We start from the raw sequence: 16,483 nt of genomic DNA on the forward strand, positions 1-16,483 counted from the left end.
AGCGCATGATGTTAACTAACCAATTAATCCAGCATATCGCCCAACAGTTTCTTGACGGAGACACGGACGGTTTAGAAAGCGAAACTCCATTATTTGAGCTGAATATTGTTGATTCTGCCGCAATTTTTGATCTGGTCGATTTCTTAAAGAATGAAGCTCAGGTTGAGATCAAAATGCAAGATATCTATCCGGAAAACTTTGCATCCGTTGCCGCGATGGTTTCGCTTGTCGAACGGTTGAAGGCGAATCAAACTGAAGGAGAAAAAGTATGACAGAACATAACCAAGCAACATCTGGTGCATTACAGCAATTCATTCTGCAAACGTTTTCCGCAATCACCGAATATCCGGTCGATGCATTGTCAGTGACCAGCCATCTGGAAAATGATTTAGGTGTTGATTCGATTGCCTTGGCAGATATTGCCACCACACTGACCAAGCAACTTCAGCTTTCCACACCGCTGGCGACCGACAAGCTCGATACACTCGCGGATATTGTGTCAGCGATTGCGTCCACGGAATATCAGTTACCGACAGCGTCGTCTGCTGCCAAAGCAACCTCTGATACGCATTGGCTGGATGATATGATTTGTCAGGTCTTCGCAAGTCACAGCGGTTATCCTGTTGAATCAATCAGTATGAATGCTCAGATTGAAAATGATTTAGGGATTGACTCGATCAATGTGCTCTCAGTTCAAAGTGAATTACTGACCCTGCTGGGGTTGGACCCAAAACTGGAATTACCCAAAGCCGAGACACTGGCAGCCATGAAAGCAGCGCTTGTCAGTCAACTCCCACAAGACGGTGCAGGCTATCAACCTCCTGTGATCGCAACAGCGGAAGCACCGATACCGAGTGACGAAGATCCATATGCGCACCTTGCGATGTCTTCAGAGGCGGATCGCCAACAAATCGGTGACCCGCGAACCATGCGCGATTTCGTTGGGATTCAACATCCCGATCTGTTTTATAAAGCGCGTGAGTTCCGTAAGTTCTACCATGAAAAACGGGATAATCAGCTTTACTGGTATGGCATGCCATTAGAAACTCCCTGTAAAAACCGTGCGGTGATTTTTGATGAAACAACAGGGAAAAGCCGCGAATTTCTGATGTTTGGCTCAAACAGCTATCTTGGACTATCCAGTCATCCGGAAGTCATTCAAGCCATTCAGGATGCCGCGGGTTTATACGGTGCTACCAATACGGGCTGTCGGATTATTGCTGGCAGTAACATGCTGCACTTGGAACTGGAACGCAAGCTGGCAAAACTGAAAGGACGGGATGACTGTATCGTCTATCCATCCGGTTACTCAGCCAACCTCGGCTGTATTTCTGCCCTGACCAGTAAACATGATCTGGTATTTACCGACTCGATTAACCACATGAGTATTCAAGATGGTTGTAAACTGGCAGGCGCACAACGCAAAATTTACGATCACTCTCTGACCAGTTTAGAAAAATCGCTGGCGAAATATGCTGATCATCCGGGCGGCAAACTGATTGTGACCGATGGGGTGTTCAGTATGCACGGAGATATCGTTGATCTGCCGCGTCTGGTCAAACTGGCAGAACGTTATGGCGCCAAAGTGTTGGTTGATGATGCCCATTCAACTGGTGTGTTAGGGAAAACCGGCTCCGGTACTTCCGAACACTTCAATATGAAAGGTCAGGTCGATCTCGAACTGGGGACGATGAGTAAATCTCTTTCAGGACTGGGAGGATACGTTTGTGCCGACGGTGACGTAGTCGAATATTTACGCTTCTATTCCAATTCCTATGTTTTTGCCGCGACGATCCCAGCTCATGTGGCCGCGGGCGTCATCGCTTCAATCGATATCATGCTGCGCGAACCGGAGCGACTGACTCGCCTGTGGGATAACATCTACTATTTCCGGACGCGTCTGCTCAATGCCGGATTTGATCTGGAAAACTCCGATTCAGCGATTATTCCTGTTGTTGTCGGTGATGATGCGAAAACTCTACTGTTTGGCCGCGCGGTCAGAAAACGTGGCATGTATTGCCAGACCGTCGTCTTCCCCGGTGTCAGTGTCGGTGATGCGCGGCTGCGGATTAGTGTCACCAGTGAGCATACCCGTCAGGATCTTGATGAAGCCTATCAAATCTTAGTGGATTCAGCACTTGAGGTGGGTGTTCCTGTTGCTGATGCGGCTCGAGTACGGGAAAAAGTTGCCATCGCGGAGGCATAATATGGCGATACCAACGATTTTAAACCGTTTGTTATCTCATATTCGTCATGCACCGGATCGTTCAGCGCTGCGTTGTGGAACGCAGCACTGGCGTTACGCGCAACTGGGTCAACGGATGCTGCAAATTGCTGCGGCACTACAGCGGATGGATTTATCTCATCAGGGGATTTTACTCAATCTGCCAAAAGGCCCGGATACGGTTGCCGCGATTTATGCGGTATGGCTGACGGACAATCACTATATTCCGGTTGATTTCAGTCAGCCGGAATCGAGAATTCAGCGGATTATCGACATTGCCCGGCCGGTACTGATCATTGATCAGGATTGGCTGGATTCACTCGAACATCAACAAGTGCCGACGACAGCCATTGAGGATTTTCAGACCTTCAGTCATTCGCTCGCTGCAGTGTTATACACCTCGGGCTCAACCGGTCAACCCAAAGGCGTTCAGCTCACTCATACGATGCTAAGCTTTTTTATCGAATGGGCGATCACTGATATTGGCTTGCAAGCGGAAGATACCCTGTCTAATCATGCCAGCTTTGCTTTTGATCTGAGTACTTTCGATCTGTTTGCTGCGGCCTCCATCGGTGCTTGTGTCTGGATTATTCAAGAATCCGAACAGAAAAACTGTCCGGCATTGATTGAAGGCATCGCACAACATCAAGTGACGGTGTGGTACAGCGTCCCCTCAATTCTGGCCATGATGGAGAAAAGTGGGTTACTGAATCAGAATGTGACAGCGTCACTGAGACGAGTTATTTTTGCTGGTGAGGCCTACCCGATTGCGGCATTTCGCCAGTTACTTGTACATCTCCCCCAGCACTGCCGGATCAGCAATTGGTATGGCCCGACAGAAACCAATGTGTGTACCGCCTACACCATTGACCGTGACCGTCTGTCTCAGCTAAGCCATATCCCTATCGGCTATCCGCTCTCTGGTCTCCAAGGAGAAATTGAAGATGATGCCGGCCAACGTCATCAAATCCCGGACTGCACCGGAGTCAGTGGTGAGTTACTGATTTCAGGCCCTTGTGTAACACCGGGCTATCTGAATGCGCCTGAATCGCGGCAAACCGCGTTGCATGCCAAACAGTGCCATGCAACCGGGGATCGCGTGGAAATGACACAAGACGGCCTCATCTATCGCGGTCGAATTGACGATATGGTTAAGATCAACGGTTATCGGGTTGAACTGGGAGAAATCGAGTCTGCCTTATACCAACATCCTGCGATTCAACAGGTGGCTCTGTTTGTCGAACTCGGGGAACTCAGCCAACAATTGGTGATGGTCGCTGTTCTTAAAGACCCTGAAGCCAAGCTGAGTCTGCTTGCTATCAAGCAATTTCTCCGGGAGAAGCTCCCCGCTTATATGCTGCCGCAGAAACTGGTGATGACTGAACAATTGCCGATGAATGCGAATGGCAAAGTAGATCGCAGACGTTTAGCGGAGGTTACGCCAAGATGAGTTCAGATCAATCGAACAACCGACTGGCGATCGTCAGTATTGGGTGTGTTTTCCCCGGACAACGCCATTTTAATCATCTGGCAGAGCCACAAGCATGGCAACAACTAGTGCAACAGCATTACGTTTCGCCATGGCAACATGTAGATACTGAGCTGGACGTAAAAGTGGCGCTCTCTATTGGTCAAGTCAGTGATCAGGAGTTTGATTTCAGAAAGTTCGCCATACCACCGCTGTTTCGCAAGGCAGTCAGTAAAGAGACTCGGCTGGCGTTGTTAGCCGCGGATGAAGTTTTCCAACAGATCACGCTTCCTGATTCCCTGCGGGATCATTGTGATCAATTCTGTGCGGTACATCTGGGAAGTGATGCGGCCTATCGTAATGCTGCGAAAGTTCAGGCATTACGTCTGCTCGGCGATCAATTGACCGAACAGAACCATTCTCTTCAAGAAGCAGAACAACAGATTGATGCGTATAAGCAGCAACTCGTGCAATGTCTGGGCGCTTCTTCCCATGACCGCATCGGTGAAATGGCTTCCAGTATCCCTGCCCGGATCGCACACTTTGCTCAGACCCGGGGTAAATGTCAGACTATCGATGGTGCAGATTTAGGTGGTTTACGGCTGCTGCAACTGGCACAAGATAGCTTTCGATTTCAAGACAGCCGGGTTGCCCTTTTAACATCAATTCAATGTTTTCACCATCCGGAACAAGCGAACTTATTGCTGGAACAAGGCGTCTCTGCGAACCAGACTTGGTTGGAAGGTGCGATTAGTCTGCTGGTTTGTCCGGTCAATGTCGCTCAGGAGAATCAATGGCCGGTTCTTGCCGAATTGGGTGACATCGATACGCTACCATCGACTGAAGCAACACAGAATGATTGTGACTATTTTGCCGGTGCAAATCAGGTGTTCTGTCAGTTACTCGACATGCTGCGCCAGCAAAAACAGCACTGTTCCGGCCACTCATTCACGGGGTTCGGATGGCAAATCAGTCCGACATCGGTCAATAAGACGATCCCCCACCCACAAGCACCGATCCAGCTTCTGGATTACTGTCCGCTGACAGCACTCGGTTATGACAAGTCGTCATTCTGGCAAACGCTGGCACAAGGGGGCGATACGATTCAGCCGTTATCTGCCGAGCAACTGCATCAGGTGGCGCTATTTCGTCCGCATCCCCAAAAGCTCAGCACCTATATTCGTCAAGCCATGTGCTTTCCCAGTCACAACATTCAGGATGTGACTGCCGAGAAGCCGATGATGCCGGCGAAACAACATCGGTTGGATGTCACGCAGCAGTACCTGCTCAATGCCAGCACGCGTTTATCACTGCCATCAGATGCTTCCAATCGTCGTACGGCGATTATTGTCGCAACCAATCTGTCGCTGACACCCGATCGGGTTCGCACTGTGCGCCATTTATGGGATCAGCTACCTCAGACAATCACGCTTCCCCGCCCTCAGCCGCTACCTCAAAACCGTTGGAACTGGTATGGCGCCAGTGGTATCGGTTCAGCGATGTTACTGGCACAACAGTTAGCAATTGAGGCAGACTGTTATGCGGTTGAAGCCGCATGTGCCAGCTCGATGGCAGCACTTCATGATGCAGTTAGATCATTGCAATCAGGACGTTATGATCAGGTGATCGTTGCAGGCATTGAGATGGCAACGACAGAACGCGATTTGGTGCTGTGCAGCGCCCAGATGATGCTCTCAACATCTCGGATTCGCCCGTTTGCCGATAAAAATGATGGTTTTACTCCCGGAGATGGCGGCGGGATATTTATTCTCTCCCGCCAGCCCGCCAACTCAAAAGCGCTCGCGACGATTCGTGCGATTTCCGGTTCATGTGACAGCCGCTCAATGACAGCACCGGATCCGGAAGGACAAGCGCTCGCGATAGAGAAAACACTGGCATTAACTGACGTCGCACCGGAGCAGATTCAATATATTGAGGCTCACGGTACCGGAACGGCTCTGGGGGATATCTCAGAAATTAGTGCGATTCGGCAACACTATCAGCGAGAAAGCGACTCTCCGGATGCAGCACCGCAGCGCGCACCGTTGTTCATTGGCTCGGTGAAATACAATTTCGGTCACTGTTTTGCCGGTGCCGCAGCCCTGAGTATGTGTAAAGTGCTCAATGCATTTGAACATGAACAGATTCCACCGACGCCGGTTTATGAGCAGATGAATCCTCAGTTGATGCTGGCCGATCTTCCGGCGGACATCCCTCAGCAAACGATTCCTTGGCCTTACCCTTGTACGGGAGGGCGTATCGCTGCCATCAACTCATTCGGTACGGGCGGAATCAATTACCATCTGATTATCGAACAAAGCGGTGCTGCGGATCACCATGAATAACGGACATTGAAACACCATCAGAACCATAGATGAAAAAGGACAATAAGATGAAAACAATTGTGCATAAAATTCGCCTGAAAGATATCGCCCTGTACCACGAGTTTCGCGACTGGGTTGTTCACACCGACTATCAGGCATGTCATCAGCTTGATTCTGTTCTGGCATTTGATGTGATCGATGTCAGTCAGGCAGCCGATGCTCAATTCCACTTTATTGAGATCATTCGTCTCAGCTCTCTGGAAGCATTCGATCGTGATATGCAAACCCCGGTATTCCAAAGTCTGGTTGCACGTTTCGAGCAAATGGCCGAAGTGATTGAAGAAATTTCCGGGGAAAGAATCGGCAATGGCTATCAACAGTGAAGACCCTGCACGTATCGCCAGTCAGTCGGCAGCGGGCACCGATGTGCCCCGCTTGCTGATTGCGCAAGCGTGTTTCGATCAACATACAACGGTAGCTGACATGCGCGCACAAGTCAGACAACAAGCGCGTTGGCAAACCAACCACTGGCTTAATCAGGTATGGCATACTGCCGCTTTGCCGTTCAGTCACCGGGAAGAAAGCTCGGTTGCACAGAAAACCAAGGGCTTTGAATTTAATATCATATATACTCAGCAAGGTCAGCCATTTGGCTTTCATCCCGATTTAGGTGTGCGCGGTGTATCCGTCAGTCACAGTGGTATCTGGTATGCGATCGCCACGGCATCGCAACAGGCATTGGGGGTTGATCTCCAGTGCTACCGGCATTTTGGTACGTCAGCCCGACAATGGGCTTTCACGATTGAAGAATGTACGCAGCCCATGACATTACTTTGTGCGACTTGGGCTGTACGAGAAGCCTTTTTGAAGAGTCATGGTGTCGGGCTTCCTCATTTATTGCGAACCATTGATATTGACTGGCAGCAACAGCGGGTGTCTGATCCCAGCGCAAACTTGAGTGAACGCATGTTCTGGATGATTTATGGCTTATATTGGGTATGTGCGATCTGTTATTACCCTGAAAGCGAGCGTCCGGAACTGGATGTGATGACGTTATCTACATCTGTACCATTGACCGTTTCATCCGGCAGGAGCACATAATAATGTTTACAACATCGTTTGAACCAAACTTGGCCGGTGCGATTGAAATTGCTCGTTCAGCCCCCTCTTCTCATAATTGTCAGCCTTGGGCGGTGCATTATTCGCCCTCATCCCAGGCGGGTTATCTGGCCATTGATCGTCGTCGAGCGTTGAAAGGTCTGCCGTCATTAGAAAATGAAATGCTGATGAGCTGTGGCATTTTCTTTCAGCATATTGAGACATTAATGCGTAATGCCGGCACACCGCTGCAATGGACATGGTTTGATGAGTTTCACGCCACACCGACACTTCCTCACGCTCAAGACGGTCTCATCTGCTTCAGTCCGGCAGGTTTGCAGCCGGCCAATCCAGAGGCTTATTATGATCTGGCTGATCAGATTCAACATCGTCATACCAACAGGATGCCTTACGAAACGACAAAGCTCTCCGCACTACAACAGTTTCGGCTTCAGGAAATTTTCACCGATTCTCCGGTCCGGTTAGACTTGTGGCAAGATCAAATGAGTCGTCGACAGGTTGCTGATTTAGTTTATCAATATGCAGCACTGGATTTTGCCGACAAACGGGCTTGGCAGGAAACCTATAGCTTTATTCATTTTGACAAAAACAAACCTGTAGAGGATGGGTTCTACCTCCATCATCTATTTGGCAAAATCCCTGCCTATGTCGAGTGGTTATTCCGTATCGGTTTCCATCCGAAACTGAACCCATTCACTCGTCTCCTACGCCTACCTCAGTTCATGGCCCGCGAATTCTCGAAGCTGACCGGGCAAGGGCCGCAATATCTGGCTCTGAGCCTTGCCGATCCCAATCAGCACAATCTGTTCCTGACCGGAATGATGCTGGCCCGATTATGGTTGTTACTTCAACAATGGGGTTGGGGGATTCACCCGCTCAGTGTACTCGTTCAACACGATTTACCCAAAACAACACTGGCAAATACGTTGGGAATGACACATCAGCCAATATTTTTTGCCCGGTTCGGGCAGATCAAAATTGCAGCAGATGTTTCACCACGACGTCAATTAGACAGTATTTTAACTATCGATTAAGCCCTCAGCGACAAGAGGGAAAATATAAATTGTCCTCGCAAGAAGGAGTTACTATGGAAATTTGGATCACGTTAATTGTCATTATGTTGGTTTTATCCGGACTGGCTTATCGTGCCACCCGAAAAGCACAAGATACCCGTCCCATGTTTGTCTGGGGATTTAATACCATGGCCCCGGTTGCCCTCGCCTATTGTTATTGGGGAACGGGGGATTTTGGTCATAAAGCCTTGATTATTATATTTGTCGGCATTTACCTGTTGCGGATGAATATTGTATTAACGCGTTGGTATGCCAATACCGCTGCAGCGAAACTCGGTGGCGTCATCCCCGAGCAACAACAACCGATGTTGGCGATCATGATGGTCAACATTTTCGGTTGGCTTTACTGTTTACCGTTTTACTGGGCTGCCGATATTCAAGGACCATTCGGGGCAATGCAATGGTTAGCAATCATTGTTTATATTATTGGCACTATCTACCACTTCGGCAGCGACTATCAGAAGCGTCGTTTCAAGCAGAATCCAAACAATCGCGGCAAGCTGTTAAATACCGGTTTCTGGGGCACCTCCCGCCATCCCAATTATTTTGGCGACTTTCTGATTTTTGTCAGTTTCGGCCTGCTTGCTAATCACTGGATTGGGCTGATTGCCCCACTCACCAATATCGGACAATATTATGGGGATGCCATTCCGAAAAGTGAAAAAATGTCTGGAGAACGCTATGGCGAACAATGGGAAAATTATAAACGTAAAGTGAAATGTTTTATTCCGTTTATCGTGTAAGGTATACCACATAATAAAAACAACCAGTCCGATTTGGGCTGGTTGTTTTTTTTTGGCTGAGCAAATGATGAATTACTGTTTTGATGAACAATAACCTGATTGATTTTATTTGGTACATAAAAGATACATATATAGACACAATGTCTCATTTGTTTCATTTATTATTTCCGAATGAAATAGAACAGTGAGATTATTTATTTGAATCAATCAAATGGAATTTTATCCCTTCACCTGCAAAGGAGCTCCTATGACACAAATTTATCGCATAAAAATACCACTACGACAGTGGCTCACCTGTGGGTTATTGTTACTCTCGGGTGCGGTCTCTGCACATATCCATCGCCCAGATCTCAGTGCAAAGCACTCCATTGATGATGTATCCGGTGCGGCGGCCCTCTACCGGGATGTCGGTGTCATTGATAATCAGGTTATTTATAAACAATATGGTATTTGGCGACGTGGCCCCGTATTGCCAGTGCAAGGTAGCAGCTTCTCTTATCGGCATATTGGTATCAGCCACCAGTTGATTGTGATTGGCTCGCGAAATGAGGGTCAGGCATGGGTTTTTCGCCGCTCGGGCAATCAATGGCAACAAGAAGCCATTTTAACTCCGCCCTCAGGGAAAGAGAGTGCTGCCTACGGTGAATCCGTTTATGTCGATGATCAGCTGATCGCTGTTGCAGATGTTCGTCGGCAAGTCGTTTATCTTTACACCCAATCACAAGGTCAATGGCAGCTCAGTAATACGCTCAGCGCTGATGAACTGCCTCGTCCTAACTTAGAATCTTTTGGGATCACGATACGACGGGTTCATGATGAGCTTTATATCAGTGATTCTGACGCAGATCGTCTTTTAGTCTTTAAACAAACGCAAGGCTACTGGCAAAGAACTCAGGTGATTGAAGCACCGGCCGACGATAACGCGGATGCCAGTGTGAAATTTTCTTTTGCATTTGATGTCAATCGTCATGTCCTTGCAGTCAGCAGTTATATGATGGGCTCGGGTTATGTTCGTATTTATACACGTCGTCATATCGGACAACCTTGGACGCATACCCAAACCATCTACCAGTCTGATATTGATTCCGATATAGGGTATTTTGGTCATGATGTGGAACTGGAAGGCAGGACATTATTGATCGGTGATGATGAATTGCAAAAAATCTACCGATTTGATTTGAACAGACAAGGACAGTGGCAGTACAGCAATGTTCTGATGAGTGAATCCCCCAATCCTAGTTTTGGATACTCTTTTGGGTTTAGCCGTGACACTTTACTGGTCGGGGCTGCACAGTCAGCGTTGTATACACATCCATTCCCAATGATCACGCTCTCCGGACGAGTATTGACGCAAGACTTTATCCCCGTTCAAGGTGCAACGATACAAGGCTATCTCAGTCAACCGAAGTCTGATGAATACGGTGAATATACCCTTGATGTTCCCCTATTTTAGTCAGGTTTGCTCCAAGCTCAAAGCAAGACAATTACCTCTCAGCCAGAAAAAATCAGCCCTGTCCTACGAGAGACCGCATTGAATGATTTGGTATTTGAACAGCCTTATTATGTTGATACACGTGCGACTATTTTGGGCCGAGGTGCATGCTTTGATCGGAATATGAAATTTGCAGAAATCCCGGCGGATCAGCAACGTAACCCTTCTGGACGGTTGGTTTCATTCCGTACGTTATATGGTTGGCATGGGACGCTGACCCCCGTATCTGATACTTGTCAGTATTCACCGGCATCCGTCTCGGTTGACTTTATGCAAGATCTGATGCTGTTCCAATTCACATCAAGCGCAAAATAAGCCTCTTCACTGGAGTGTCTGCGAGCCGAACTGGATGAGGATTGCCAGACATCTCCAGAAAACCTAGCGATTTTCATTGAGATACAATCGACTAGGTAGTCTTTCTATCTGTTTTTTATATGGATGATATATTTTTTATGCATACCGGTAATTAACGTAAATTGGGAGTGATTATCGAGTGTAAAGGTTAGCCTCACTTGCCCGTTTTCGCTTCTCTCAGTCTGTGGTGAGTACTCTACAATTGACCAACTTTTTTGAGCCGGAAAAATTGAAATAGTGCCAGCTTCTTTGTCGGTTGTAATGTGAGTGGATTGACCATCAATTGAAACCTGACACGGATAGTCACAGGAAAGTGGCTCTGGCTCCGAATAACGATAGCTTCGCCAGAAAAATGCAGCACTTAAAATCGTTAAAATCACGATAATATGTATCAATCTCTGTTTGGTGAGTTTTTCTGCTGGCATGGTTGCTTCAATGTTCTCCATCTCAGATAAACAGTCTACAAAGACTGCTGAAAGGCCTTCAGTGTATCACTGAAGGTCGAGTGGAGGAAATTCGGTTCGAATGATTTGTATGCCACAAGTAGCGTGTTACAATAAAGGTATCCGCTCATTACCTTGAACAAGAATATGTGACAAGAATGCAGGCATCGCTCAAGTAAAGTTTATCTGTCAATTTTGCAAGAATTCTATATAATCGCCTGATTCCTGTACTCTTTTTTTGACTATTCTTTATGATCAAGGAATGGTAAAATATTGATGTATATCAAGATAGTGAAAGGTTATTATGATTTCAGATAAGCCAGGTACGAAACGGATTCAATCTGGAGGGTGTGCGATTCACTGCCAGGATTGCAGTATTAGCCAACTTTGCATTCCTTTTACTTTGAATGAGTCTGAGTTAGATCAGCTCGATCAAATTATTGAACGAAAGAAGCCCATCCAAAAAGGACAGGAACTATTCAAAGCCGGTGATGAGCTTCGCTCGTTGTATGCTATTCGATCCGGAACCATCAAAAGTTATACAATTACAGAACAAGGTGATGAACAGATTACTGCTTTTCATCTGGCGGGTGATTTAGTTGGCTTCGATGCAATTACCGGAGATAGTCACCCCAGTTTTGCTCAAGCATTAGAAACCTCAATGGTTTGTGAGATTCCTTACGAAATCTTAGACGATCTATCAGGAAAAATGCCCAAATTAAGACAGCAGATTATGCGCCTGATGAGTAATGAAATTAAAGGCGATCAGGAAATGATTCTACTGTTGTCCAAGAAAAATGCGGAAGAACGTTTAGCCGCTTTTCTTTTCAACCTATCCACTCGTTTCGCGCAACGTGGTTTTAGTCCACGAGAATTTCGCCTAACAATGACTCGGGGTGATATCGGCAATTATTTAGGCCTGACCGTTGAAACGATTAGTCGTTTATTAGGTCGATTCCAAAAATCGGATATCTTGAGTGTAAAAGGTAAGTATATCACGATATTAGATCACGATTCTCTCATGGAACTGGCTGGTGTCTCAGCTGACAGCTAACCATGATGATACAGTTCATTCAATGAATGAGCTGTATCAAAATTCTATTGACTCCCCTGCAATTTTTCTCATCTTCTGCCCCCTTTTAAGCTAAAGTTGTATTGAAACCCCATGATATGAGGGAGCTATAATGAGTATTTACAATAATATTCTTGTGATTGCAGATGTTAACCATGATGAACAACCGGCACTTGCGAGAGCAATGCTGCTGGCCAAGAAAAGTAAAGATATTAGTCACATCACGTTGTTCCTCTCTATCTATGATTTTTCTTATGACATGACATCCATGCTTTCTGCTGATGAACGAGAAGCGATGCGTCGCGGCGTGATTCATCAGCGAGAAACTTGGCTCAAGAATGTCGCTAAACCTTACATTGACGACACAGTCGATTTTACGGTCAAAGTCGTTTGGTACCATCGGCCCTATGAGGCAATTATTGCTGAAATCTTCTCTGGGCAATACGATATTTTAATCAAAGCTACACGCAAGCATGACTTTCTCGAATCGGTGATCTTTACACCAACAGACTGGCATTTGATGCGTAAATGCCCTGTCCCCGTATTACTGGTCAAAAATGCTGAGTGGAAGAAACAATCCAATGTGATGGCTTCTGTGCATGTTGGTTCTGAAAATGAGATCCATCATTCATTGAATGTAAAACTGACCGAACAATTACTGAGTATTGCCGAACATCTCGATGCAACCCCGTATTTGGTGAGTTCATATCCGATCACACCAAGTAATATCACACTTGAGTTACCTGAGTTTGATATCACAGCCTACCGGGATGCAGTCCGCTCTCACTGTCTGACATCAATGAAAGAACTACGCCAGTCTTTTGGGATTGACGATGAACAAACCATCGTCGAAGAAGGGTTACCTGAAGAAATTATTCCGAAACAAGCGAAGCAACTGGATGTAGCCATGGTGATCATCGGCACGACGGGCAGAACTGGGCTATCTTCGATTTTTATCGGCAATACCGCTGAACACGTCATTGATAAAATTGACTGTGATGTCTTGGCAATTAAACCGGAAGGATATATTAGTCCGCTTGATCCGAATCAGAGTTCGTAGGCTGATATCTAAAGTGATATAAACGCATGTATATGTATAAAAAACCTTGCGCCATTCATTGACGCAAGGTTTTTTAGTTTGTGACGCAAGTTCATTTCTTTGAACCAAATCACGAATCTGGTTTGGCGTGTGTTCAGCCTAAACGTTTGTCACATCAATAAACATAGATTCATCGATATTCGTTGCGGACACAACGGCTTCACTGTATGCGTACTCGCCTCTGTCACCGTCACGCGCCAGTGGCAGGTCAATGAAATCAAACAGAGATTTATCTGCCAGTTGACTTGGACTGACATTCTGCAGTGATTTAAAAATACTTTCGACACGTCCGGGAGTTTTCTTGTCCCATTCCATCAGCATTGCTTTAATCGCCTGTCGCTGTAAATTTTCCTGAGAGCCACACAAATTACAAGGAATAATCGGGAACGCTTTATGCTCAGCATACTTAATCAGATCTTTTTCCCTGCAATAGGTTAATGGCCGGATGACAATGTTACGGCCATCATCAGAACGAAGTTTCGGCGGCATCGCTTTCATCCGTGACCCGTGAAACATATTCAGGAACAAGGTTTCAACGATATCATCCAGATGGTGTCCAAGGGCGATCTTTGTTGCGCCAATTTTTTCAGCAAATGAATATAACGTACCGCGGCGCAACCGAGAGCACAGCCCACATGTGGTCTTCCCTTCCGGGATTTTTTCTTTGACGACCGAATAAGTATCTTTATCCACAATATAATAAGGAATATTCAAACTCTCAAAATACTGAGGTAGCACATGTTCGGGAAAGCCGGGCTGTTTTTGATCGAGATTCACAGCAACCACATCGAATTGAACTGGCGCAGCTTTTTGCAGATTCAACAGGATATCTAACATCGCAAATGAATCTTTTCCGCCACTGATACAGGCCATCACTACATCATTTTCTTCAATCATGCTGTAATCGATGATGGCGTTACCAACATTTCTGCGCAGACGCTTCTGGAGTTTGTTGAACTCAAGGGTTTCTTTTCTGGTATCTTTTTGATTCATGACGACTTCTCACACTGTCGATTATTCCGACTGTAGATTGCTGCTCGGTTTTCTGTGGGCGTGGATTATACGGATTTTTCACGTGGGTTGAAATATATCTGTCATGGCTAAATATCACGGTAACGAAGGTGGTGAAACCGAGCCGTCAATTCCGGCTCGGTCACGCTGGCGTTATTCTGTGGCAACTAAATCATCTTGCAAATATTTCTGATTATGGAGAATCATAGTTTGAAGGGATTTCACGTAAGCTATGCCTCGCTCAGAGTATTTGGTCAGTCCGTTGGTTAATTGTATTGCACTCTCCATCGAGAAGAGATCTTTACCTTCCGCCCGAAGCTGATAGCGAATCTCACGTAATTTACGGTAAGCTAAGTTGCGATTAACATTGATAAAATACCGGTGAATCGATTGTTGTACGGATTTAAATTTTGCGACCTCATGCGCCATCCCTTCGCCTCTGGCGAGCGGCACCAATCCACAACCTTTTTGATAACACCATTGACCAAAATAATTATTGGCTTCTTTGGCAAAGCGGGAAGTTCCCCAAGCTGACTCATTTGCGGCTTGAATCAGGACCAACGCCTCCGGTAGTACATCGACTTTATGCAGCATTTGATCCAACCATTTTAAGTCGGGCCCTTCCACAGGAATTTTAACCGAATAGAGTGAGCTGAGTTCAGCCAGTTGCTCAATTTCAGCCTGAGACAGCGAACCGGACTCGATACCATCTTTGGTGTTTAGCAAAAAATTTCGCTCTTTCCGGGTTCTGTTATTTTCATATTCGATACCCGGTTTGAGATAGTTAAAGAAGGCATGTTTTTTCTGCTCTATATTTTTAAACGCCTTGAAGTTTGGCGCGGTAGCAACAGGAATACCATGCGATTGTTTGCCTTCAATCGTCGAACGACTCTCTTCAATACGCAACTGATAATAAGTACAGCTCACGAGAATAAGTACAACGACGGAAAAAAAGAAATAAATCAGTTTACGCATTGAAAACCTTACTTTGCTGATCACTGTCTGATGTCGAAACAATCGTCAACCGAATACCAAACATGTTTCGATATAAGATTCCTTTGACATGTAAGAAAAACGGCAAGACAAAAATAAAACCGATACCGTAAAAAAGAATCGCAAATCCGGTCAGCATCATCAAAATAAAGTAGATACTGGTCAGAGGCAGGATTTTTTTATTGGTTGCTTTCAGAGAGAGCAGTAATGCTTTAAAGACAGGTAAACGTTTTTCACAAATCAACAGAATTGTATGACTGAATGCAACGGAGGCATACATGGAAAGAATCCAGAAAATTTGCCCGAGGACAGATTGAGTAATTAGCATAATTAATGTTGCCAGAGTCACGGAGACTGTGAATTGCAACCCTTTCGTGATATGCCGGGTTTGGGTTTTTAAGCCGGCAGCATGGCTCATCCCCATGAGACTGGCTCCGGCATAGATCGGTGCGCTAATGACTTCAAAACTAAATACAGCGATAAAAAAGGCCTGCACTAAACGGGGATCAATTTGTTCCGGATTCTGTACACTCGCCAGAATGTTGTCCAAGTCTGGTAGCTGAAGTTTCAGAACAACGTAGAAAATGATGAGTTGTACTGCGAGCAAAATAAATATAGCCGGAGTAAAGGACCAGAAATGCTTGACTGTGCAGGATGCACCTTCCCTGAGAATCGCGCCAACTTTCAATTGATAATCGCCAGTCAAAGCTTTTTCTAAGCTTCCCCCTAAATTAAACTCTTTTTCAAATTTCTGACTCATGCTACCTCTTTGGATGGCTGTAACTCTGACCGCCATATTCACAACGAAGGGGGCATTATACTGAAATTGATTTCAACCCGAAATTGCATAGATGTAACTTTTTTTATTCATTTTATAAAAACGTCCTCGTTAGTGCTGATTTTCGCTCATCATTCGAGCGGTTTGTCGGTACTGTAATAAAAATTCATCGTCAAGCCTCGAAAATAGGATTGACTTCAAATGAGTGAATATTATGATGCAGCGAATAGCATGGATCGCCATGAGATATACCTTAATCGACGCTGACAGTCTCAGCCTTTCAATGGAGA

General features: G+C 46.0%; 16 protein-coding genes. 12 read left to right on the forward strand and 4 right to left on the reverse strand.

The genetic code is table 11. From position 1 onward, the window contains the following. Positions 1-5: 5 nt before the first annotated feature. From VRK_RS07370 to VRK_RS20885, 10 genes are all read left to right on the forward strand, one after another. The gene (locus VRK_RS07370) at positions 6-272 is read left to right on the forward strand and encodes an acyl carrier protein (protein ID WP_197413070.1); all 267 of its coding nucleotides are present in this window, start codon (positions 6-8) and stop codon (positions 270-272) included. After that, complete coding sequence (locus VRK_RS07375; RefSeq protein WP_059120769.1) at positions 269-2,206, forward strand: aminotransferase class I/II-fold pyridoxal phosphate-dependent enzyme; 1,938 nt, start codon at positions 269-271, stop codon at positions 2,204-2,206. The genes VRK_RS07370 and VRK_RS07375 overlap by 4 nt, the downstream gene beginning before the upstream one ends. Position 2,207: 1 nt before the next feature. Next, complete coding sequence (locus VRK_RS07380; protein ID WP_059120770.1) at positions 2,208-3,674, forward strand: D-alanine--poly(phosphoribitol) ligase; 1,467 nt, start codon at positions 2,208-2,210, stop codon at positions 3,672-3,674. Then, positions 3,671-6,037 (forward strand): prodigiosin MBC biosynthesis protein PigJ, encoded by a 2,367-nt coding sequence (locus tag VRK_RS07385; RefSeq protein ID WP_059120771.1) that lies wholly within the window; start codon positions 3,671-3,673, stop codon positions 6,035-6,037. The genes VRK_RS07380 and VRK_RS07385 overlap by 4 nt, the downstream gene beginning before the upstream one ends. 47 nt (positions 6,038-6,084) lie before the next feature. Next, positions 6,085-6,399, forward strand: coding sequence for a RedY (locus VRK_RS07390; RefSeq protein ID WP_059120772.1), 315 nt, complete (start codon positions 6,085-6,087; stop codon positions 6,397-6,399). Further along, a complete protein-coding gene (locus tag VRK_RS07395; RefSeq protein WP_059120773.1) occupies positions 6,383-7,117 on the forward strand; it encodes a 4'-phosphopantetheinyl transferase family protein in 735 nt (244 codons plus the stop codon). The genes VRK_RS07390 and VRK_RS07395 overlap by 17 nt, the downstream gene beginning before the upstream one ends. A gap of 2 nt (positions 7,118-7,119) precedes the next feature. Further along, entirely contained in the window at positions 7,120-8,169 is a 1,050-nt protein-coding gene (locus VRK_RS07400; protein WP_059120774.1) for a hypothetical protein, read from the forward strand. A gap of 53 nt (positions 8,170-8,222) precedes the next feature. Continuing rightward, complete coding sequence (locus VRK_RS07405) at positions 8,223-8,951, forward strand: DUF1295 domain-containing protein (RefSeq protein ID WP_059120775.1); 729 nt, start codon at positions 8,223-8,225, stop codon at positions 8,949-8,951. Positions 8,952-9,198: 247 nt separating this feature from the next. Next, entirely contained in the window at positions 9,199-10,404 is a 1,206-nt protein-coding gene (locus tag VRK_RS07410) for a hypothetical protein (protein WP_059120776.1), read from the forward strand. A gap of 162 nt (positions 10,405-10,566) precedes the next feature. Next, entirely contained in the window at positions 10,567-10,758 is a 192-nt protein-coding gene (locus VRK_RS20885; protein WP_157371873.1) for a hypothetical protein, read from the forward strand. Positions 10,759-10,862: 104 nt separating this feature from the next. Here the strand turns inward: VRK_RS20885 and VRK_RS07420 are convergent, their stop codons facing one another. Then, complete coding sequence (locus VRK_RS07420; protein WP_231735750.1) at positions 10,863-11,243, reverse strand: hypothetical protein; 381 nt, start codon at positions 11,241-11,243, stop codon at positions 10,863-10,865. Between the two features lie 301 nt (positions 11,244-11,544). Here VRK_RS07420 and VRK_RS07425 point away from each other — a divergent pair, with 301 nt between their 5' ends. Then, the gene (locus tag VRK_RS07425) at positions 11,545-12,294 is read left to right on the forward strand and encodes an FNR family transcription factor (protein WP_059120779.1); all 750 of its coding nucleotides are present in this window, start codon (positions 11,545-11,547) and stop codon (positions 12,292-12,294) included. Positions 12,295-12,424: 130 nt separating this feature from the next. Further along, positions 12,425-13,372 carry a universal stress protein UspE gene (gene uspE / locus VRK_RS07430; protein WP_059120780.1) on the forward strand — a complete coding sequence of 316 codons (948 nt, stop codon included), beginning with the start codon at positions 12,425-12,427 and terminating at the stop codon, positions 13,370-13,372. Positions 13,373-13,510: 138 nt separating this feature from the next. Here uspE and ttcA read toward each other — a convergent pair whose 3' ends face one another. From ttcA to VRK_RS07445, 3 genes are all read right to left on the reverse strand, one after another. Then, positions 13,511-14,404, reverse strand: coding sequence for a tRNA 2-thiocytidine(32) synthetase TtcA (gene ttcA, locus VRK_RS07435; protein WP_059120781.1), 894 nt, complete (start codon positions 14,402-14,404; stop codon positions 13,511-13,513). Positions 14,405-14,575: 171 nt separating this feature from the next. Then, the gene (locus VRK_RS07440) at positions 14,576-15,397 is read right to left on the reverse strand and encodes a glucosaminidase domain-containing protein (protein WP_059120782.1); all 822 of its coding nucleotides are present in this window, start codon (positions 15,395-15,397) and stop codon (positions 14,576-14,578) included. Then, entirely contained in the window at positions 15,390-16,175 is a 786-nt protein-coding gene (locus tag VRK_RS07445) for a hypothetical protein (RefSeq protein ID WP_059120783.1), read from the reverse strand. The genes VRK_RS07440 and VRK_RS07445 overlap by 8 nt, the downstream gene beginning before the upstream one ends. Between the last annotated feature and the right edge of the window lie 308 nt (positions 16,176-16,483).

Source organism: Vibrio sp. MEBiC08052, assembly GCF_001506075.1.
Lineage (GTDB): Bacteria > Pseudomonadota > Gammaproteobacteria > Enterobacterales > Vibrionaceae > Vibrio.

Coding starts and splice junctions, on each gene's coding strand:
- VRK_RS07370 (WP_197413070.1), top strand. CDS start 6: ATGATGTTAACTAACCAATTAATCCAGCATATCGCCCAACAGTTTCTT.
- VRK_RS07375 (WP_059120769.1), top strand. CDS start 269: ATGACAGAACATAACCAAGCAACATCTGGTGCATTACAGCAATTCATT.
- VRK_RS07380 (WP_059120770.1), top strand. CDS start 2,208: ATGGCGATACCAACGATTTTAAACCGTTTGTTATCTCATATTCGTCAT.
- VRK_RS07385 (WP_059120771.1), top strand. CDS start 3,671: ATGAGTTCAGATCAATCGAACAACCGACTGGCGATCGTCAGTATTGGG.
- VRK_RS07390 (WP_059120772.1), top strand. CDS start 6,085: ATGAAAACAATTGTGCATAAAATTCGCCTGAAAGATATCGCCCTGTAC.
- VRK_RS07395 (WP_059120773.1), top strand. CDS start 6,383: ATGGCTATCAACAGTGAAGACCCTGCACGTATCGCCAGTCAGTCGGCA.
- VRK_RS07400 (WP_059120774.1), top strand. CDS start 7,120: ATGTTTACAACATCGTTTGAACCAAACTTGGCCGGTGCGATTGAAATT.
- VRK_RS07405 (WP_059120775.1), top strand. CDS start 8,223: ATGGAAATTTGGATCACGTTAATTGTCATTATGTTGGTTTTATCCGGA.
- VRK_RS07410 (WP_059120776.1), top strand. CDS start 9,199: ATGACACAAATTTATCGCATAAAAATACCACTACGACAGTGGCTCACC.
- VRK_RS20885 (WP_157371873.1), top strand. CDS start 10,567: ATGAAATTTGCAGAAATCCCGGCGGATCAGCAACGTAACCCTTCTGGA.
- VRK_RS07420 (WP_231735750.1), bottom strand. CDS start 11,243: ATGGAGAACATTGAAGCAACCATGCCAGCAGAAAAACTCACCAAACAG.
- VRK_RS07425 (WP_059120779.1), top strand. CDS start 11,545: ATGATTTCAGATAAGCCAGGTACGAAACGGATTCAATCTGGAGGGTGT.
- uspE (WP_059120780.1), top strand. CDS start 12,425: ATGAGTATTTACAATAATATTCTTGTGATTGCAGATGTTAACCATGAT.
- ttcA (WP_059120781.1), bottom strand. CDS start 14,404: ATGAATCAAAAAGATACCAGAAAAGAAACCCTTGAGTTCAACAAACTC.
- VRK_RS07440 (WP_059120782.1), bottom strand. CDS start 15,397: ATGCGTAAACTGATTTATTTCTTTTTTTCCGTCGTTGTACTTATTCTC.
- VRK_RS07445 (WP_059120783.1), bottom strand. CDS start 16,175: ATGAGTCAGAAATTTGAAAAAGAGTTTAATTTAGGGGGAAGCTTAGAA.